This window comes from Methylobacterium sp. Leaf94 (assembly GCF_001426045.1).
GTDB lineage: Bacteria > Pseudomonadota > Alphaproteobacteria > Rhizobiales > Beijerinckiaceae > Methylobacterium.
In genome coordinates, this window is sequence record NZ_LMRM01000001.1 from 165,144 (window position 1) to 182,802 (window position 17,659).

General features: G+C 71.8%; 16 protein-coding genes and 3 tRNA genes. 11 read left to right on the forward strand and 8 right to left on the reverse strand.

The genetic code is table 11. The features are described from left to right. Positions 1–336: 336 nt before the first annotated feature. A complete protein-coding gene (tyrS, locus tag ASG63_RS00755) occupies positions 337–1,635 on the reverse strand; it encodes a tyrosine--tRNA ligase (protein ID WP_056211083.1) in 1,299 nt (432 codons plus the stop codon). Between the two features lie 134 nt (positions 1,636–1,769). Between tyrS and ASG63_RS00760 the strand changes: the two genes are divergently transcribed. The 3 genes from ASG63_RS00760 to ribB all read left to right on the forward strand — a co-directional run bounded on the left by ASG63_RS00760 (position 1,770) and on the right by ribB (position 5,235). Next, positions 1,770–2,909, forward strand: a complete 1,140-nt coding sequence (locus ASG63_RS00760) for an anhydro-N-acetylmuramic acid kinase (RefSeq protein ID WP_200917640.1) — start codon at positions 1,770–1,772, stop codon at positions 2,907–2,909. 94 nt (positions 2,910–3,003) lie between these two features. After that, the gene (gene aroC, locus ASG63_RS00765) at positions 3,004–4,107 is read left to right on the forward strand and encodes a chorismate synthase (RefSeq protein ID WP_056211085.1); all 1,104 of its coding nucleotides are present in this window, start codon (positions 3,004–3,006) and stop codon (positions 4,105–4,107) included. 51 nt (positions 4,108–4,158) lie between these two features. Then, the gene (ribB, locus tag ASG63_RS00770; protein WP_056211087.1) at positions 4,159–5,235 is read left to right on the forward strand and encodes a 3,4-dihydroxy-2-butanone-4-phosphate synthase; all 1,077 of its coding nucleotides are present in this window, start codon (positions 4,159–4,161) and stop codon (positions 5,233–5,235) included. A gap of 66 nt (positions 5,236–5,301) precedes the next feature. On the opposite strand, the gene ASG63_RS00775 is transcribed toward ribB, so the two are convergent. Continuing rightward, complete coding sequence (locus ASG63_RS00775) at positions 5,302–5,511, reverse strand: hypothetical protein (RefSeq protein WP_056211089.1); 210 nt, start codon at positions 5,509–5,511, stop codon at positions 5,302–5,304. 371 nt (positions 5,512–5,882) lie between these two features. Between ASG63_RS00775 and ASG63_RS00780 the strand changes: the two genes are divergently transcribed. Next, positions 5,883–7,061 carry an FAD-dependent monooxygenase gene (locus ASG63_RS00780; protein WP_056211091.1) on the forward strand — a complete coding sequence of 393 codons (1,179 nt, stop codon included), beginning with the start codon at positions 5,883–5,885 and terminating at the stop codon, positions 7,059–7,061. Between the two features lie 80 nt (positions 7,062–7,141). Here ASG63_RS00780 and ASG63_RS00785 read toward each other — a convergent pair. Both ASG63_RS00785 and ASG63_RS00790 read right to left on the reverse strand, forming a co-directional pair. Beyond that, positions 7,142–7,226, reverse strand: a tRNA-Leu gene (locus tag ASG63_RS00785). Positions 7,227–7,361: 135 nt separating this feature from the next. After that, positions 7,362–7,667 (reverse strand): FliM/FliN family flagellar motor switch protein, encoded by a 306-nt coding sequence (locus ASG63_RS00790; RefSeq protein ID WP_056211093.1) that lies wholly within the window; start codon positions 7,665–7,667, stop codon positions 7,362–7,364. Between the two features lie 32 nt (positions 7,668–7,699). Here ASG63_RS00790 and lipB point away from each other — a divergent pair, with 32 nt between their 5' ends. Next, on the forward strand, positions 7,700–8,473 hold the full coding sequence (gene lipB, locus ASG63_RS00795; RefSeq protein WP_082503893.1) for a lipoyl(octanoyl) transferase LipB: 774 nt from the start codon (positions 7,700–7,702) through the stop codon (positions 8,471–8,473). Between the two features lie 60 nt (positions 8,474–8,533). Here lipB and ASG63_RS00800 read toward each other — a convergent pair whose 3' ends face one another. Continuing rightward, on the reverse strand, positions 8,534–9,421 hold the full coding sequence (locus tag ASG63_RS00800; RefSeq protein WP_056211096.1) for a cation diffusion facilitator family transporter: 888 nt from the start codon (positions 9,419–9,421) through the stop codon (positions 8,534–8,536). 119 nt (positions 9,422–9,540) lie between these two features. Then, on the reverse strand, positions 9,541–9,789 hold the full coding sequence (locus ASG63_RS00805) for a hypothetical protein (protein WP_056211098.1): 249 nt from the start codon (positions 9,787–9,789) through the stop codon (positions 9,541–9,543). Positions 9,790–9,970: 181 nt separating this feature from the next. On the opposite strand from ASG63_RS00805, the gene queA reads away from it, so the two are divergent. The 3 genes from queA (at position 9,971) to ASG63_RS00820 (ending at position 12,480) form a co-directional block, all read left to right on the forward strand. Beyond that, positions 9,971–11,056, forward strand: coding sequence for a tRNA preQ1(34) S-adenosylmethionine ribosyltransferase-isomerase QueA (gene queA / locus ASG63_RS00810; RefSeq protein WP_056211100.1), 1,086 nt, complete (start codon positions 9,971–9,973; stop codon positions 11,054–11,056). Between the two features lie 57 nt (positions 11,057–11,113). Continuing rightward, on the forward strand, positions 11,114–12,286 hold the full coding sequence (gene tgt, locus ASG63_RS00815) for a tRNA guanosine(34) transglycosylase Tgt (protein WP_056211103.1): 1,173 nt from the start codon (positions 11,114–11,116) through the stop codon (positions 12,284–12,286). A gap of 118 nt (positions 12,287–12,404) precedes the next feature. Next, positions 12,405–12,480, forward strand: a tRNA-Lys gene (locus ASG63_RS00820). A 261-nt stretch (positions 12,481–12,741) separates the two neighbouring features. On the opposite strand, the gene ASG63_RS00825 is transcribed toward ASG63_RS00820, so the two are convergent. Then, positions 12,742–12,817, reverse strand: a tRNA-Glu gene (locus ASG63_RS00825). A gap of 152 nt (positions 12,818–12,969) precedes the next feature. On the opposite strand from ASG63_RS00825, the gene rlmB reads away from it, so the two are divergent. Continuing rightward, complete coding sequence (gene rlmB / locus ASG63_RS00830; protein ID WP_082504699.1) at positions 12,970–13,797, forward strand: 23S rRNA (guanosine(2251)-2'-O)-methyltransferase RlmB; 828 nt, start codon at positions 12,970–12,972, stop codon at positions 13,795–13,797. Positions 13,798–13,819: 22 nt separating this feature from the next. Here the strand turns inward: rlmB and ASG63_RS00835 are convergent, their stop codons facing one another. Next, positions 13,820–15,397, reverse strand: coding sequence for a CYTH and CHAD domain-containing protein (locus tag ASG63_RS00835; protein ID WP_056211105.1), 1,578 nt, complete (start codon positions 15,395–15,397; stop codon positions 13,820–13,822). Positions 15,398–15,645: 248 nt separating this feature from the next. Between ASG63_RS00835 and ASG63_RS00840 the strand changes: the two genes are divergently transcribed. Both ASG63_RS00840 and ASG63_RS00845 read left to right on the forward strand, forming a co-directional pair. Continuing rightward, on the forward strand, positions 15,646–16,392 hold the full coding sequence (locus tag ASG63_RS00840; protein ID WP_056211107.1) for a TlyA family RNA methyltransferase: 747 nt from the start codon (positions 15,646–15,648) through the stop codon (positions 16,390–16,392). Continuing rightward, entirely contained in the window at positions 16,389–17,657 is a 1,269-nt protein-coding gene (locus ASG63_RS00845; protein ID WP_056211110.1) for a class I SAM-dependent RNA methyltransferase, read from the forward strand. Before ASG63_RS00840 ends, ASG63_RS00845 begins: the two co-directional genes overlap by 4 nt. The last annotated feature ends 2 nt before the right edge of the window (positions 17,658–17,659 follow it).

Sequence of the window (17,659 nt, forward strand, 5' to 3'; positions counted from 1 at the left end):
CGAACGCGCGCCTAGAGCCAGCTCCCGTCGTTGATCCGGGCGCGGATCGGATGCTGCTCGGCCAAAACGTGCGCGTGCGAGATCCCCGCCGCGAGCGCGAGGGCCGCGGACGGGTAGGAGCTCGGGGACCGGTATGGGTGATAGCCGGTCGTGCAGACCGACCAGCGAAAGCGACCTTTCTCGCTCCGGCAGGCCGAGACGGCCACGCTATGGTCTGGCAGCGAAGGAATGCGCATCGGCCCGTCATGCCACGTCCCCCGGTCCTGACCAAGGCAGGGGACCTCCGGGGTTTCCAGGATCGGGCCATGGTCTCGGGTCGATACGGCGGATCAGCTCTCAGGCGACGCGGACGAGCACGTGCTTCTTGCGACCGAACGAGAGCTTGATGACGCCGTCCGCGGTGAGGTCCGCCGTGCGCAGGACCGCGCGCTCGTCCGTCACCGGCACGTCGTTGACGCGCAGGCCCCCGCTCTTGATCTGGCGGCGGCCCTCGCTGGTGGAGGGCAGGAGCTTGGCGTAGTCCGGGCCGAAGGCCGAGAGAACGCCGAGGCCGGCGTCCAGGAGCTCCGGCGGCACGGTGATGCTCGGCAGGTCCTGCGCCACCGTGCCCTCGACGAAGGTCTTGCGGGCCGTCTCGGCGGCAGCGTCCGCCGCCTCGCGGCCGTGCATCAGGGCCGTCGCCTCCGTCGCCAGCACCTTCTTGGCCTCGTTGATGCCCGCGCCGGGCAAGGCTTCCAGGCGCGCGATCTCGTCCATGGGCAGGAGGGTGAACAGCTTGAGGAAGCGGCCGACATCGGCGTCCTCGGTGTTGCGCCAGAACTGCCAGTAATCGTAGGGGCTGAGCATCCCGGCATCGAGCCAGACCGCCCCGGCGGCGGTCTTGCCCATCTTGGCGCCCGAGGCGGTGGTCAGCAGCGGGCAGGTAAGCCCGTAGAGCTGCGGCGTGCCCATGCGGCGACCGAGATCGATGCCGTTGACGATGTTGCCCCACTGGTCCGAGCCGCCCATCTGCAGCACGCAGCCGTAGCGACGGTTGAGCTCGACGAAGTCGTAGGACTGCAGGATCATGTAGTTGAACTCCAGGAACGAGAGTTCCTGGTCACGCTCCAGGCGCATGCGCACGCTGTCCATCGACATCATGCGGTTGACCGAGAAGTGGCGCCCGATGTCGCGCAGCATCTCGATGTAGTTCAGCTTGGTCAGCCACTCGGCATTGTCGACCATCGTCGCAGCCTGGCCGCCGTCACCGAACGTGAGAAACCGCGAAAAGGTCTTCTGGATGCCGGCCTTGTTCTCCTCGATCTGCGCGAGGGTGAGAATCTTTCGCGATTCGTCCCGGCCCGAGGGGTCGCCCACCCGCGTCGTGCCGCCGCCCATCAGGGTGATGGGCGTGCCGCCGGTGGCCTGGAGCCAGTGCAGCATCATGATCGAGAGGAGGTGGCCCACATGCAGGGAGGCTGCAGTGCAGTCGTACCCGACATAGGCCGTTAGCCGGCCCTCGCGGGCGGCCGCATCGATGCCGGCGAGGTCCGACCCCTGGTGGATGTAGCCGCGCTCGGTCAGGACCTTCAGAAAATCGGATTGCGGCTGGAAGGGCGCGTTTGCGGCGGCAGCCTGGGGGGCGTCGGAGGACATGCGAGGTTCCGGTTTCGAGAATCGCGGCGCGGGACAGCGTTGAAGGCCGCGTGATAGCACCGCACGGGATGTGGGGCGGCTCTTAGCAGGGCTGCGGACGGAAGGCACGGGCATCAAGGCCCGGGGAGGGCACCATGACGATGATGCGCGCGATCGGGTTGATGAGCGGCACGTCCCTCGACGGCGTCGACGTCGCCCTGATCGAGACCGACGGCGAGACCGTGCGGGTGGTCCAGAGCCACAACGGCTACCTCGAGCCCCTCGGGCCGACGGGCTATCGCGGCTACTCGGACGAGGACCGGGCCCTGCTGCGCCAGGCGCTGATCGATTCGGAAGGGGTCACCGCCCGCGAGGACAGGCCGGGCTGCCTGGCGGAGGCCGAGGCCTTCGTCACTGCCGCCCATGCCGAGGCGGTGGAGAGCTTCCTGGCGGACAACCATCTCACCCCGGCCGACATCGACGTGATCGGCTTCCACGGCCAGACCGTGGTGCACCGGCCGGACCAGCGCATGAGCGTGCAGATCGGCGACGGCGCGGCCCTGAGCCGGCGGCTGGGCATCGCCGTGGTGTCGGACCTGCGCCACGCCGACGTGGTGGCGGGCGGGCAGGGCGCCCCCCTGGTCCCGGTGTTCCACCAGGCCCTCGCCCGCGCCTCCGGCTTCGAGGGGGCCCTCGGCATCCTGAACATCGGCGGGGTCGCCAACGCCACCATCCTGTCGGCGAACGGCGACGTCATCGCGTTCGACACGGGGCCCGGCAACGCGCTGATCGACGACTGGATGCGGGAGCGCACCGGCCGCCCCCTCGACGACGGCGGCCGCACCGCCGCCCGCGGACGCCCCGACGAGCCGCTGCTGGCCTGGCTGCTGATCCACCCGTTCTTCGCCCGGCGGCCGCCGAAATCCCTCGACCGCAACTGGTTCTCGCACAAGCTCGCGGGCCAGCTCTCGACGGAGGACGGCGCCGCGACCCTCACGGCCTTCACCGCCCGCGCGGTGGCCCGCGCCCTCGACCACGCCCCCGAGATCCCGGCCCGCTGGATCGTGGCCGGCGGCGGCGCCCGCAACGGCGAGCTCGTGCGCCTGCTGAACTACCACCTGCGCGCCGAGATCACGACGGCGGACGCCATCGGCTGGTCCTCGGCCTATCTCGAGGCACAGGCCTTCGCGCATCTCGCGGTGCGCTCGCTCAAGGGCCTGCCGATCACCTTCCCGTCCACCACCGGCGTGCGCGAGCCGACCACCGGCGGCGTGCTCGCGCGGCCGGATGCCTGAGGCGCAGCGCGTGTCCTGGCGCAGGGTCGCCCCCGGACCGGCGCATGGCCCCGCGCTGGCCCTCGGGCCAAACCCGCGCTAGAGCGGGAGCGCCATGTCGCACAATACGTTCGGACACCTGTTTCGCGTCACCACCTTCGGCGAGAGCCACGGGGTCGCCCTCGGCTGCGTGGTCGACGGCTGTCCGCCCGGGCTCGCCCTGTCGGCGGAGGACATCCAGGCGGAACTCGACCGGCGCAAGCCCGGCCAGTCGCGCTTCACCACCCAGCGGCGCGAGCCCGACCAGGTCCGCATCCTCTCGGGCGTCTTCGCCGACGACCGCACCGGCGGCGTCCAGCTCACCACCGGCACGCCGATCGCCCTGGAGATCGAGAACACCGATCAGCGCTCGAAGGATTACTCCGAGATCCGGGACAGCTACCGGCCCGGCCATGCCGACTACGCCTACGAGGCCAAGTACGGCATCCGTGACTATCGCGGCGGCGGGCGCTCCTCGGCGCGCGAGACCGCCGCGCGGGTCGCGGCGGGCGCCGTCGCCCGCAAGGTCCTGCCCGCCGGCGTCACGATCCGGGCCGCCCTCGTGCAGATGGGCCCCCACGCCGTCGACCGGTCGCGCTGGGACTGGGAGGCCGTGAACGCCAACCCGTTCTTCTGTCCGGACCCCGAGACCGCGACCTTCTACGCCGATTACCTCGACGGCATCCGCAAGGACGGCTCGTCCGTCGGCGCGGTGATCGAGGTGGTGGCCGAGGGCGTGCCCCCCGGTCTCGGCGCGCCGATCTACGGCAAGCTCGACGCGGATCTCGCCGCCGCCATGATGTCGATCAATGCCGTGAAGGGCGTCGAGATCGGCGACGGCTTCGCCGCCGCGTCCCTGCGGGGCGAGGAGAACGCCGACGAGATGCGCTCGGGCAATGCCGGCGCCCCGACCTTCCTCGCCAACCATGCAGGCGGGGTTCTGGGCGGCATCTCCACCGGCCAGCCCATCGTCTGCCGCTTCGCCGTGAAGCCGACCTCCTCGATCCTGACGCCGCGCATGAGCGTCTCCCGGGACAACCGCGACGTCGACCTCGTCACCAAGGGGCGCCACGACCCCTGCGTCGGCATTCGCGCCGTGCCGGTGGCCGAGGCCATGATGGCGTGCGTCCTCGCCGATCACTATCTGCGTCATCGGGGGCAGGTCGGCGCGCGGGACTGATCCTGCCCGCGCCCGCCGTCGTCCGATCCGCGAAACGCCAAGAGACAGCCCGTGCCCCACACCCACGTCACCGAGGCCATCGAGGCCTATGCTCGCGGCGAGATCGTCGTCGTCACCGACGACGACGACCGCGAGAACGAGGGCGACCTCGTCGTCGCCGCCGCGCTCTGCACGCCGGAGAAGATGGCCTTCATCATCCGCAACACCTGCGGCATCGTCTGCGCGCCCCTGACCCGGGCCGAGGCCCGGCGCCTGCGCCTTGACCCGATGGTGGCCTCGAACGACGCGCCGCTCGGTACCGCCTTCACGGTGACGGTGGACACCAAGCACGGGCTGACCACCGGGATCTCGGCCGAGCAGCGCTGCAACACGGTGCGGGCGCTGGCCAACGGCAACATGGGCGAGGACGATTTCGTCCGTCCCGGCCATGTCTTCCCGCTGATCGCCAAGGATGGCGGCGTGCTCATGCGCTCCGGCCACACCGAGGCGGCGGTGGACCTGTGCAAGCTCGCGAACCTACCCCCGGTGGGCGTGATCTGCGAACTCGCCAACGACGACGGCACGGTGATGAAGGGTCCGCAGATTACGGCCTTCGCCGAGCTGCACAACCTCAAGCGCGTCTCGGTGGCCGACCTGATCGCCTACCGGCAGGCCCGCGAGACCCTGGTGGAGCGGGTCGGCACCTTCCCGGTGAAGACCGAGTTCGGCGAGATGACGGGCTACGCCTACACGACGCCGTTCGAGACCGTGCAGCAATTCGCCTTCGTCCACGGCCGCATCGGAGACGGCGAGGACGTGCTGGTGCGCCTGCACCGGTCGAACGTGGTGGCCGACGTCATCGAGGGCGGGCGCCAGATCGAGGCGGTGATGCGCCGCTTCGCCGAGGAAGGCCGCGGCATCCTCGTCTACCTCCGCGACGGCACGGCCGGCGTGCCCCTGAAGCCCTTCGTCGAGGAGGGTTCGGAGGCGCAGCGCGTGGCGCAGTGGCGCGAAGTCGGGCTCGGCGCCCAGATCCTGCGCGATCTCGGCGTCTCGTCGATCCGCAACCTCGCGACCTCGTCGCGCGCCTATGTCGGACTCTCGGGATTCGGGATCGAGTTCCTGGGCGACGAGCGCCTGGAGAGCTGAGCCGACGCGGGGGGCGAGAGCATCCAATTGCTGCTCGACCCCACCGAGGATCGGGTCGGCCGGCTCTCAGGCCTTGGGGCCGCTCGACCAGGACAGCCGGCGCGGGTGGGATCCTGCGTGCGGCCCTGGGTAGGACGGGGCCCCGCCCCGGTGGTGCTCGGTGTCGCGGCGCGTCAGGATCTCGCGAACGGCGAGGATGGTGAAGCGATACCAAATGTAGGCACCGCGCAGGAGCCGTCGCCCCCCTCTCGCATCCACGTCCTCGATCAACCGCATTCCGCTTCCCTCTGCGCTCGGCGAGCGTCTCCGTCAAACCTACGTAGTTTCGGTCGCGATAGCACCCATTTTCCGTCATCGCCGCGGGCCGGCGGCGAGAACCGCCAGCAAGGAGCGTCGTCGCCGACACCCGCGTTCGACTTGCTGCGATTCGCTTGCAAGCGCCGGGCCGCGCGTATCGGTCTCGCACATGCCCGACCCGGACAAGGCGGTCTGGCACAGGGCAGACCTGCGCGGGAACCCGCCGCACAGGGCGAACCCATACCGGGAAGGTCCGGCGCAGCAGGCGGTTCCCGCGCGCGCGTATCCTTGCCACAGTGGCGCGCGTGCAGAGTGCGCAGCGCCGGTCGGGACGCGAATGGAGAGGCTTCATGATCGATGATGCGCGCGGGCGCGTCCTCGTCGCCGGCGGCGGCATCGCGGGACTGGCGGCGGCGCGGGCCCTGCACCGGCGCGGGGTGCCCGTCCTCGCCCTGGAGCGGCGCACGGCGCCGGAGGATGGCGGGCTCGCCATCAACCTCCCGGGCAACGCGGTGCAGGCCCTCGGGCAACTCGGGCTGGGCGACGCCCTGGAGCGCGTCGGGTCGCCCGTCCGGCGGCGCGAATATCGCACCCATCGCGGCCAGCTCCTGTTCGCCGTGGACGAGGCGGCGTTCTGGGGGGAGGCGGCCTGCCCGCGCTGCCTGCGCCGCTCCGACCTTCAGCGCCTCCTGGGTCAGGACCTCCCGCCGGAGGCGATCCGGCGTGGCGGCACGATCCGCGCGGTCCGGGCGACCGCGTCGGGTGTGAGCGTCGATTTTGGCGAAGGAGGGGTGGAGCAGGGCGGCCTGCTCGTCGGCGCGGATGGGGTCCACTCGACGGTCCGGCGTTCCATGTTCGGCGAACAGGCGACCCGCGCGGCCGTGCTCGGACAGGCCAGCTGGCGCTTCATGGCCCCAAACCCCGGCATCGATGCGTGGACCCTCTGGGCGGGGGCGGGGGGCCTGTTCCTGCTCATCCCGGTCGACACCGGCACGGTCTATGGCTGGGTTTCGATCAGCCGGACCGGGGCGGGCGAACGGGATCTGGCGAAAGTCCGCCGGGTGTTCGCCCCCTTCCCGCGCCTGGTGCAGGACACCCTGGATCGAGTCCTGGTCCATTTCGACGCGATCCATCATTCCCCGCTCGAGGAGGTGCGGATCGCGCGCTGGACCCAAGGCCGGGTTCTCCTGGCCGGCGATGCCGCCCATGCCACCGCGCCGGTCTGGGCACAGGGCGCCGCCCTCGCCCTGGAGGATGCCCTGGTGCTCGCGGACCTCCTGGGGCGCGAAGCGGATTGGAACACGGTCGGCCTCGCCTACGAGGCGCGGCGTCGCCCCCGCGTGGCCCATGTCCAGGCCATGACCGATCGCCTGTCGCGCACCGCCGCGCTGCCGGACTGGGCGCGAAACCGGCTGCTGCCCGTCATCGGCCCACGCAGCTACCGCGCCGCCTATGCGCCCCTCCGCGAGCCGGTCTCGGTGTGGGAGCGGACGGGCGATGGAAGAGGCGCGTCTGTGCAGGGCGCCTGATCGTACGAATTGTCGGATGGAGAAGGGGAGGCCTGGTAGCGACCTCGTCAGTTCATGAGGGGACACCAACTCTGTTGAGTTGGTGCGGCCAAGAGGACTCGAACCTCCACCCCTTGCAGGACTAGCACCTCAAGCTAGCGCGTCTACCAATTCCGCCATGGCCGCATCGTCAACACACCGTTCGCGTCGGTCACCGGGCCCGGAGATCCTGTCTCACTCGGCTGCGGCGGCCGATCTCTCGGGGCGCGGCGCAGCCAATAACAGAGGGATTTCCGTCCGACAAGCGCCGCGTGGGCGGGATCAGAGAAAATCGACACCGCCTTCGAGGACCGGGACCGCGCCCTCGCCGATGGTCACCCCAGCGAGGCGCACCACCTCGGCCTTGCGGATCAGCTCGGTGATTTCCACGGAGATGCGGTTGCCCGTCACGACGATCTGGCCCCGCGCGATCGGGTGGTCGTTGGCGAGGATCTCGACCATATCGGACTCGGTGGATTCGAGTTCGATCACGGCGCCCCGGCCCATGCGCAGCAGCATGTGCAGCGGCATATGACTACGGCCGAGCACCACCTTAAGATCGACCTTCAGGTCTTCCAGAACCGCCACGCGCCCCGTCCCCCGCTCCGGGGCGGCGCGCGATGCGGCGTCCGCCCTTCCGTCCACCTTCCACGCGCGATGGTGAAGTCTTGGTAAACGAAACCCTAAATGCCACCCGGCTGGCGCTCCCGCCGAGGGACTTCCGGCCCATGGCCGGCGCGGCGCCGGTGGACTGGCGGATCAGCGACGCGCTCGTGCTCTACGGGGAGGCCGTGGCCGCCATGGAGGCGCGCGCCGAGGCGATCGCGGCGGGGCAGGCGCCGGAACTGGTCTGGCTGCTGGAGCACCCGCCGCTCTACACGGCCGGCACCTCCGCGCAGGACGACGACCTCGTCGCCCCCGGGCGCTTCCCCGTGCACCGGACGGGCCGGGGCGGGCAGTACACCTATCACGGGCCCGGCCAGCGGGTGGCCTACGTGATGCTCGACCTCAACCGGCGCCGCCGGGATCTGCGGGCCTACGTGGCCGCCCTGGAGGCCTGGATCATCGCGACCCTGGAGGCCTTCAACGTGCGCGGCGAGCGGCGGGAGGACCGGGTCGGGGTCTGGGTCCGCCGACCGGAGCGCGGGGCGGCGGTCGAGGACAAGATCGCCGCCATCGGCATCCGGGTCCGGCGCTGGGTCAGCTTCCACGGCATCAGCCTCAACGTGGAGCCGGACCTGTCGCACTTCTCCGGCATCGTCCCCTGCGGCATCGCCGGCCACGGCGTCACCAGCCTCGTCGAGCTCGGCCACCTCGTCTCGATGCCCGAGGTCGACATGCAACTGCGCGCCGCCTTCGAGGCGATCTTCGGCGAGACGGTGTCCGTCGGCTAGAGTTCGCCCGGGATGAGGGGAAACCGGTTCTCCCGAGAAGACAAATCCACGAGAGAGACCCTAGATCACCGGCACGCCGCGTCCCTTGGCGTGCTCGCCCGGCTCGACGTGAATGACCACCACGGAGCCCTCGATGGCGTTCTCGATGGCGGCCTCCAGCCGGTCGCAGATCGCGTGCGAATCCTGCACCGTCATCGTGCCCGGCACCACGAGGTGGAAGTCGATGAAGGTGGCCTGTCCCGCGTGGCGGGTGCGGACGTCGTGCGCCTCCAGGGCGCCGGTGCTGTGGAGGGAGATGAGCGCGCGGATCTGCGCGACCATCTCGCCGGGGGCCGCCTTGTCCATGAGGCCGCTGACCGAATCGCGGATCATGCCCCAGCCCGACCACAGGATGTTGAGGGCGACGAGCCCGGCGATGAGCGGATCGAGGATCGCGTAGCCCGTGACCGCCACCAGGGCGACGCCGACGAGCACGCCGCCCGAGGTGACGACGTCGGCCATGACGTGCCGGGCATCCGCCACCAGGGCGGGGGAGCGCCATTCCCGGCCGCGGCGCAGCAGGATCACGGCCCAGGCGCCGTTGATCGCGGTGGCCACGAGGTTGACGAGGAGGCCGGTCAGCGGCGCGTCGAGGGGCTTCGGGTCGAGAAGCCCGTGGAAGGATTCGCGCAGGATCAGGATCGCCGCCACGACGATGAGCGCGCCCTCGATCACGGCGGAGAAGTACTCGGCCTTGTGGTGGCCGTAGGGGTGGTCGTCGTCGGCCGGACGGGCGGCGACCCGCAGGGCGACAAGGGCGAACACCGCCGCCACCACGTTGATGATGCTCTCCAGGGCATCCGAGTACAGCGCGAGGCTGCCGGTGACCCAGTAGGCGGCGAACTTGAGGCCCATCACCAGGGCGCCGAGGCCGGCGCTCAGGAGGGCAGCTTTCTGGGTACGGTCCATGGCGACGTCCGGTCTCGGCCCGGGCGCAGCAGCGACGCCCGGTCGCGCGGCCATAGCGCCCGTCCCGGCGCCAAGGCCACGGCAAAGGTTGAACCCGCCGCTGAACGATTGAGCCGGGGCTATGCCGACTTGGAGGTCTCCGGCGTGTCCGGCGCCACGGGCTTGCGCGCCCGCTCGCGGGCAGCGAAGCGCGCGCCTTCGGCCCGGGCGCGCTCGGCCTTGCGCCGGAAGCTGCGGGCGCTCCAGTTCCAGCGCGCGGCATCGGCCAGCGTCTCGAGGCGCTGCGCCTCCCGCTCCCAGTACGTCACCAGCTGCCCGTCCAGGGTCACGCGGCCCGGCCGCACCGGCCGGGGGGTCCCGTCGCTCATGCCTCGAACTCCTGACTCGATCTCACCGTGAGGGGGTCGGACTATCGCAACCGGAAGTACGAAAATCCAGGCGCGCCGGGCGGTGGCCCGGCCCCTCAGCGAACCGGCAGGACCGTCCCGGGTTCCGGGCACGCGCGCCGGACCATTGATCCGCGCGGGCAAACCGGGCAGGTGGCGCGGCATGCGCGTCGATCTCTTCGATTTCGAGCTGCCCGAAGACAGCATCGCCCTCAGGCCGCCTGTGCCCCGCGATGCCGGGCGCCTCCTCGTGGTCCGGCCCGACGACGGCCTGGAGGATCGGCGGGTGCGCGACCTCGCGCAGCTCCTGCGCCGGGGCGACGCCCTGGTTTTCAACGACACCCGGGTGATCCCGGCGCGGCTCGCCGGCGTCCGCCATCGCCCGGGCTCGCCGGGCCTGCGGATGGAGGCGATGCTCCACCTGCGCGAGGCGGCGGACACCTGGCGCGCCTTCGCCCGGCCGGGCAAGCGCCTCGCCGCCGGCGACCGGGTCAGCTTCGGCCGCCACGGCGCCAGCGCGCCCTGCGCCCTCGGCGGCCTCGACGCCACCATCGCGGCGAAGGGGGAGGGCGGCGAGATCACCCTGCGCTTCGATCTCGCCGGACCGGCCCTGGACGAGGCCATCGCCGCCATAGGGGACCTGCCGCTGCCGCCCTACATCGCCGGCAAGCGCCCCACCGACGCGCAGGACGCCACCGACTACCAGACCGTCTATGCCCGCGAGCCCGGCGCGGTGGCGGCCCCCACCGCCGGCCTGCACTTCTCCGAGGCGATGCTGGCCGAACTCGATGCCGCCGGCATCGCCCGCCACACCGTGACCCTGCACGTGGGCGCCGGCACCTTCCTGCCGGTGAAGGCCGACGACACCGCCGACCATCGCATGCATGCCGAGATCGGTTGCCTCGACGCCGACACCGCCGAGGCCCTCAACGGCGTGCGGGCGCGGGGCGGGCGCATCGTCGCTGTGGGCACAACGGCCCTGCGCCTCCTCGAGAGCGCGGCCGACGGGGAGGGCCGCCTCCACCCCTTCGCCGGCCAGACCGAGATCTTCATCACCCCGGGCACGCGCATCCGCGCGGTGGACGCCCTGATGACCAACTTCCACCTGCCGCGCTCGACCCTGTTCATGCTGGTCTCGGCCTTCTCGGGCCTGGAGACCATGCGGGTGGCCTACGCGCACGCCATCGCGGGGGGCTATCGCTTCTATTCCTACGGCGATTCCAGCCTGCTGTTTCCGGCGCGCGGCTGAGGCGCCGGCCCGCGCGGGGTTTGCCTCGAAAGCGCCGGAGGCTCTAAGACGGCGCCCATGTCCGAGCCCGCCTCTCCCGCCGCATCCGCCGGCCTGCCCGCCGAATTCACCTTCCGCGTCGACGCCACCGACGGGGCCGCGCGCACCGGCGCGATCACGATGCCGCGCGGCACCATCCGGACGCCGGCCTTCATGCCGGTGGGCACGGCCGCCACCGTGAAGGCGATGTATCCGGGCCAGGTCCGCGAACTCGGGGCCGACGTGGTCCTGGGCAACACCTACCACCTGATGCTGCGCCCCGGTCCCGAGCGCATGGCCCGCCTCGGGGGCCTGCATCGCTTCATGAACTGGCCGCACCCGATCCTCACCGATTCCGGCGGCTTCCAGGTCATGTCGCTCTCGGCCCTGCGCAAGCTGGACGAGCAGGGCGTGACCTTCCGCTCCCATGTGGACGGCTCGACCCACCACATGAGCCCGGAGCGCTCCATCGAGATCCAGGGCCTGCTCGGCTCCGACATCCAGATGCAGCTCGACGAGTGCGTCCGCCTGCCGGCCGAGCACGCGGCTATCGAGAAGGCGATGCACCTGTCCCTGCGCTGGGCCGAGCGCTGCCGCGTGGCCTTCGGCACCCAGCCCGGCAAGGCGATGTTCGGGATCGTCCAGGGCGGCGACGTGCCGGCCCTGCGGGTGGAGAGCGCCCGCGCCCTCGTGGACCTCGACCTCAAGGGCTACGCCATCGGCGGGCTCGCGGTGGGCGAACCCCAGGACGTGATGCTGGCGATGATCGAGACGGTCGAGCCGCACCTGCCCGCGGGCAAGCCGCGCTACCTCATGGGCGTCGGCACTCCGGACGACCTGATGCGCTCGGTGGCCCGGGGCATCGACATGTTCGACTGCGTGATGCCGACCCGCGCCGGCCGCCACGGCCTCGCCTATACCCGACACGGCCGGATCAACCTGCGCAACGCCCGCCACGCCGAGGACACCCGCCCCCTGGACGAGGCCTCGTCCTGCCCGGCGGCCCGCGACTATTCCCGGGCCTACCTCCACCACCTCGTGCGCAGCGACGAGATCCTGGGAATGATGCTGCTCACCTGGAACAACCTGTCCTACTACCAGGACCTGATGGCGGGCCTGCGCACCGCCATCGCGCAGGGCCGCCTCGCCGACTTCAGCGACGAGACCCGCGCGGCCTGGACCCGGGCCGAGGCCGAACGCGCCGCGGCCTGACGCACCATCCCCGGGGGACGACCGCGAAGCCGGTTGACCCCATACCGCCGACCCCCTATTGCGAGCCACGCTGTTCGACACGGCGCGGCGCCGAGCGCCGCAACGCCCCGTCGCACACGAGCGCGTAGCTCAGTTGGTAGAGCAACGGACTTTTAATCTGTAGGTCCTGGGTTCGAGCCCCAGCGCGCTCACCATCTCTTTCCAGATCTCGAAATGTGATTCGCTGCGCGGCGCCGCTTCTCGTGGCTCCGCAGGAATGGTGACGCCCCGTCGCCGCGCATGAGCGAGCCGATAAATTGCGTGGCCGCGACCGTACGGGACCCCTCGCCGGAGGGGGGTCGTTAGAGAAGCGAAACCGGTGGTCCGATATGCCCGAAGAGGCGTTCGAGCATTGTTGCGGACTGGCAAGATAGAGCGGATCGGGGGCGATCGGAGATCGACCGCGAAGACATCGCTGGCGCGCCCTACGGGAATCGAACCCGTGTTTTCGCCGTGAAAGGGCGACGTCCTGGACCGCTAGACGAAGGGCGCCGCTGCGGTGAGCGGTTCTATATGCGGCTTCGGGCGCGGGGGCAACGGGGGAATCGCCGCGGGTTTGCGGCTTGACGAATGCGGCCCCGGCCGGTTTGTCGGGCGGACACGCGGACCGCTCCTTCCGGCGGCCGGAGAGCGGACCTGACTGCATGACCACGCGACGCGACGGCCCGCCGGGGCCGAGGACGAACAAGCCCGGCTTTTCGCGCAGTCCCTTCCGGCGCGGGCCGCCGCAGAATCAGCGGGGCGCGGCAAGCGTCGCGGCGGCCTCCGGCGACCACGTCGTCCTCTACGGCTGGCACCCGGTGGCGCAGGCCCTGGCCAACGAGGGCCGCAAGCTGCACCGGCTGCTCGCCACCGAGAACGCCATGATCCGGCTCACCGAGGAGATCGGGACGCTGCGGATCGATCCCGAGCTGGTGCGCCCGAGCGCGATCAACGCGCTGCTCGGACCCGACGCCGTGCACCAGGGCCTCTACCTGGAGGCCGACCCCCTGCCGGGGCCGAATCTCGACGAGCTGGGCGACGACGTGCTGCTCCTCGCCCTCGACCAGATCACCGATCCGCACAATGTCGGCGCCATCGTGCGCACCGCCGCCGCCTTCGGGGTGGCGGGCATCATCACCACCGCGCGGCACTCGCCCAACGCCACGGGCGTGCTGGCCAAATCCGCCTCGGGCGGCCTGGAGCACGTGCCCCTGATCGTGGTCCGCAACCTGTCGGACGCCCTGGTCGACCTCGGCAAGCGCGGCTTCACCCGGATCGGGCTCGATTCCGACGCCGAGACCGTACTGGACACCATCGGCCCGAAGCGCCCGGCCGTGATCGTGCTCGGGGCCGAGGGCAAGGGCCTGCGCCAGCGCACCCGCGACAACTGCGACGTGCTGGCCCGCATCCCCTTCAGCGGCGAGATCCGCAGCATCAACGTCTCGAACGCCGCCGCGATCACGCTCTACGCCCTCAGCCCCCGCGGCTGAGTCACACCGCGGCGTTGGCGCCTCAGCGCCAGAACGGCTTGACCGCCACGAGGTCCCCGTGGGCCTCGGCGGCCGCTTTCAGCAGCTTCCGGCCGTCGGCCTCGTTGTCGCCGGCCGCAAGGCCCGCGGCGAACGCCGTCTCGCCGGGGATCTCCTGCGGGTCGGGCACCGCCACGAGGCTGGCCAGCACCGTGTGGGCGGTGGCCTGGTCGTTGAGGCTGCCGAGATGGTCCTGCAGGTCGGACAGGGCCGAGACGAAGGCCTTGTGGCGCTTGCGCAGCTTCTTCTCGGTGTAGAGGCTGGCGAAGAACTCCGCGCCGTAGCGAAGCTTCTTCGCCTCGATCCGGACGCGGTGCCGCTCCTCGGCCTCCTGGCGGTCGAGGTGGCGGCCGCGCTTCCGGATTCGGCGCAGGGCCTTGTCGAGCACCTGGGCGGCGAAGTCGCGCGCCGGCAAGTCGCGCGCCGGCACTCCGCGGTCCGGCACTTCGCGGTCCGGGGCGGCCGGTCCGGTCCGCCAGGCGCCGGTCTCCAGCCAGGCGGCGACGTCGAGGACCAGGCCGCGCCATTCCTGCGATTCCAGGGTGGCGAGGACGCCGTCATGGGCGCGGTCCCGCTCCGCCTCGAGGCGCCGGCGCAGGTCGTCGAGACCGGCCTCGTCCGGGCGCCTGGCCATCTCGGCCGTCAGGGTCTCGGCCAGGAACACGTCGAGGTTCCGGGCGTGGCCGAAGGGTTCGGTGATGCGCTTGATCTCGTCGCGCAGGGTCGCGGCCGTCGCGTCCTGCGCCAGGACCGGCTTGAACAGGGTGAGGGCCGAACGCAGGCGGCGCAGGGCGACCCGCAGCTGGTGCAGCGCCTCCACGTCCCGGTTGTGCAGGAAGACGTCCTCGTTGAGGCGCAGGTGGGACAGGCAGGCGAAGGCGATGGCGCGAAAGGCCTCGCCGGCCGTGGCGTCCGGCGCCAGCGAAACCGGCCGCGCCTTGCTCGGGCGCCGCAGGGTGCCGTCGCGGAGGCTGAAGCCGCGGGCCGACTTGCTCAGTGCCCCGAGGCGGAGCGGCACGGTCTCGGCCAGGGCCTGGGCCAGGGTGAACAGGTCCTCCGACCGGCCCTCCTTGAGTTCGAGTTCGAGCTCCCACAGGGGCGCGTCGCCGTTCGGGGTCTCGATCCGACCCTCGTCGAAGGCGACCTCGATCCGCGAGGCTCCGTAGAGCACCACGCGGCTGCGCCGCTCCACCAGGGTGGCGAAGGTGGGGGACAGCTCCGGCGCCTCGGCGCCCGCCAGCACCTCCGGCACCGGCGTCTCGGAGACCTGCGCCAGGTCGGGCGCGTTCCCCGGGACGGGCGCCTCCCATTCCGAGCGGTCGAACAGGCCGGGGGCGGTGGCGGCGGCCTTCACGGTCTGGACGAACGTCTCGCCGTCGCGGCGGACCCGCAGGGTCAGCCCGGCCGCACGCAGGTCGCCGGCGGCCGTGTCGAAGTAGGTGGAAGTGAGGAAGCGGGAGTCCTCCGAGCCTTCCGCCTGCAGGAAGGGATGGCGGCTCAGCTCCGCGAGGTCGCTGCCCTCGCATTCCAGCTTCAACTCGATCTCACGCGGCGCGACCATGATGTGTCCCAAGTTTCGGCCCCGATCCGTCGTCCCCGACGGGGCGGCGGGCCCCCAGCGATCGGGACAAGCCCGGCCGGCGGCAACCGTTCCGTGCGGAATCAGCAGCCATCGTCGTCGGTTATGGAGCAGGGCGACCCGGACGCGCGACTGAATTCGTGACGATTTTCATTCGCCGCCGGCGCCGAGTGGTGTAGCGGGAGGAACCGGCCCGGGGCCGGCGGGAACGAGACTCGTTGGGCGTGGTGATGAATCGGGAGCGGCTGAGGGCCGACCGCCTGCTGGTGGAACGGGGCCTCTTCGAGAGCCGCGCCCGGGCCCAGGCCGCCATCGCGGCGGGTCTCGTCCGGGCGGACGACCAGCCGGTGACGCGGGCCTCCGACCTCCTCGCCCGGGACGCGCGCCTCGTGGCGTCCGCCCCCCATCCGTTCGTGTCCCGCGGCGGGCTGAAGCTCGATGCCGCCCTCGACGCCTTCGGCTTCGACCCGGCCGGCCGCGTCTGCCTCGATGTCGGGGCCTCGACCGGCGGCTTCACCGACGCGCTGCTGGCGCGGGGCGCCGCCCACGTCTACGCCGTCGACGTGGGACGCGACCAGCTCCACGTCTCCCTCCGGGACGACGCCCGCGTCACCAGCCTGGAGGGCACCGATGCCCGCAGCCTCGACCGCGCCGCGATCCCGCGCCCCCCGGACCTCTGCGCCATCGACGTCAGCTTCATCTCCCTCCGGCTGATCCTGCCGGCCCTCCTGCCGCTGCTGGCCCCCGGCGCCGACCTCGCGGCGCTGATCAAGCCGCAATTCGAGGCCGGGCGCGACCGGGTCGGGCGCGGCGGGATCGTCCGCGATCCCGCCATCCACGACGCCGTCTGCGCCGAGATCCGCGCCGCCCTCGAGGCTCTGGGGCTTCAGATCCTCGGCCTCATCCCGTCACCCGTCGCCGGCGGCGACGGCAACCGCGAGTTCCTGATCGGGGCGCGCCTGGACCTACGACCATGACCGAGCCGGACACCCAGCCGACCCCCGAGACCCTGGAGATCCGCCGCCTCGGCGCCCGCGGCGACGGGCTGGCCGAGGACGGCACCGCCGTCGCCCTGGCGCTGCCGGGGGAGCGCGTCACGGTGCTGCGGGCGGGCACGCGCGGGACGGTCGTCGATGTTCTGCACGCCTCGCCGGATCGCATCGCGCCGTTCTGCCCGTATTTCGGCACCTGCGGCGGCTGCACCGTGCAGCACCTCGCGCCCGGGCCCTACGCCGCCTGGAAGCGGGACCACCTCGTCCAGGCGCTGTCCCATGCGGGGCTCGCCGTCGCGCCGGAGCCGCTGGTCGATGCCCGCGGGGCCGGGCGGCGGCGCCTCACCCTGCACGTGCGGGCCATCGAGGGCCGGGCGCAGGCCGGCCTGATGGCGGCGCGCAGCCACGACCTCGTCGCCATCGACCATTGCCCGATCACCGTGGCGGCCCTGCACCGGGCGCCCCAGGTGGCGACGGCCCTGAGCGCGCCGCTCGGGCACGGCCGCAAGCCCCTCGACGTCGCCGTCAGCGCCACCGAGGCCGGCCTCGACGTCGACATCCGCGGGCACGGACCCGCGGCCGAGGGAGTCCGCGCCGCGCTGGTACGCCTCGCCGGAGACCTCGACCTCGCGCGCCTCTCGCTGCACGGAGAGGTGCTGGTGGAGCGCCGGGCTCCGGCGGTCACCAGCGCGGGCCTGCGGCTGGTGCCGCCGGCCGGCGGTTTCCTCCAGGCCACGGAGGAGGGCGAGCGGGTGCTGACCGAGGCCGTGGTGGCGGCCCTCGACAAGAAGACGAAGCGGGTCGTCGACCTGTTCTCCGGCAGCGGACCGTTCAGCCTCGCCATGGCGCGCAGCCGGGACGTCCATGCCGTCGAGGGCGAGGCGGCGGCCCTGGCCAGCCTCGACCGGGCCGTGCGGGCGGTGCCGGGCCTGCGCCGGGTCACCACCGAGCGCCGCGACCTGTTCCGCCGGCCGCTGCTGGCCCTCGAACTCGACGCCTACGACGCCGTAGTGTTTGATCCGCCCCGGGCGGGCGCGGGCGCGCAGGCGGCCCGGATCGCCGAATCGAAGGTGCCGCTGGCGATCGGGGTCGCCTGCGACGCCGGCACCTTCGCGCGAGATGCCGCGACCCTGGTGGCGGGCGGCTACACCCTGGAGCGGGTGATTCCTGTCGACCAGTTCGCCTATTCGGGCCATCTGGAAATGGTCGGGGTGTTCCGCCGCCCGCCGCCACCCCGCAAGCGCTTGTAGCC

Excerpts from the sequence above, each read along its gene's own strand:
- tyrS (WP_056211083.1), bottom strand. The coding sequence starts at position 1,635 with ATGTCCTCCGACGCCCCCCAGGCTGCCGCCGCAAACGCGCCCTTCCAG.
- ASG63_RS00760 (WP_200917640.1), top strand. The coding sequence starts at position 1,770 with ATGACGATGATGCGCGCGATCGGGTTGATGAGCGGCACGTCCCTCGAC.
- aroC (WP_056211085.1), top strand. The coding sequence starts at position 3,004 with ATGTCGCACAATACGTTCGGACACCTGTTTCGCGTCACCACCTTCGGC.
- ASG63_RS00775 (WP_056211089.1), bottom strand. The coding sequence starts at position 5,511 with ATGCGGTTGATCGAGGACGTGGATGCGAGAGGGGGGCGACGGCTCCTG.
- ASG63_RS00780 (WP_056211091.1), top strand. The coding sequence starts at position 5,883 with ATGATCGATGATGCGCGCGGGCGCGTCCTCGTCGCCGGCGGCGGCATC.
- lipB (WP_082503893.1), top strand. The coding sequence starts at position 7,700 with ATGCGGCGTCCGCCCTTCCGTCCACCTTCCACGCGCGATGGTGAAGTC.
- ASG63_RS00800 (WP_056211096.1), bottom strand. The coding sequence starts at position 9,421 with ATGGACCGTACCCAGAAAGCTGCCCTCCTGAGCGCCGGCCTCGGCGCC.
- ASG63_RS00805 (WP_056211098.1), bottom strand. The coding sequence starts at position 9,789 with ATGAGCGACGGGACCCCCCGGCCGGTGCGGCCGGGCCGCGTGACCCTG.
- queA (WP_056211100.1), top strand. The coding sequence starts at position 9,971 with ATGCGCGTCGATCTCTTCGATTTCGAGCTGCCCGAAGACAGCATCGCC.
- tgt (WP_056211103.1), top strand. The coding sequence starts at position 11,114 with ATGTCCGAGCCCGCCTCTCCCGCCGCATCCGCCGGCCTGCCCGCCGAA.
- rlmB (WP_082504699.1), top strand. The coding sequence starts at position 12,970 with ATGACCACGCGACGCGACGGCCCGCCGGGGCCGAGGACGAACAAGCCC.
- ASG63_RS00835 (WP_056211105.1), bottom strand. The coding sequence starts at position 15,397 with ATGGTCGCGCCGCGTGAGATCGAGTTGAAGCTGGAATGCGAGGGCAGC.
- ASG63_RS00840 (WP_056211107.1), top strand. The coding sequence starts at position 15,646 with ATGAATCGGGAGCGGCTGAGGGCCGACCGCCTGCTGGTGGAACGGGGC.
- ASG63_RS00845 (WP_056211110.1), top strand. The coding sequence starts at position 16,389 with ATGACCGAGCCGGACACCCAGCCGACCCCCGAGACCCTGGAGATCCGC.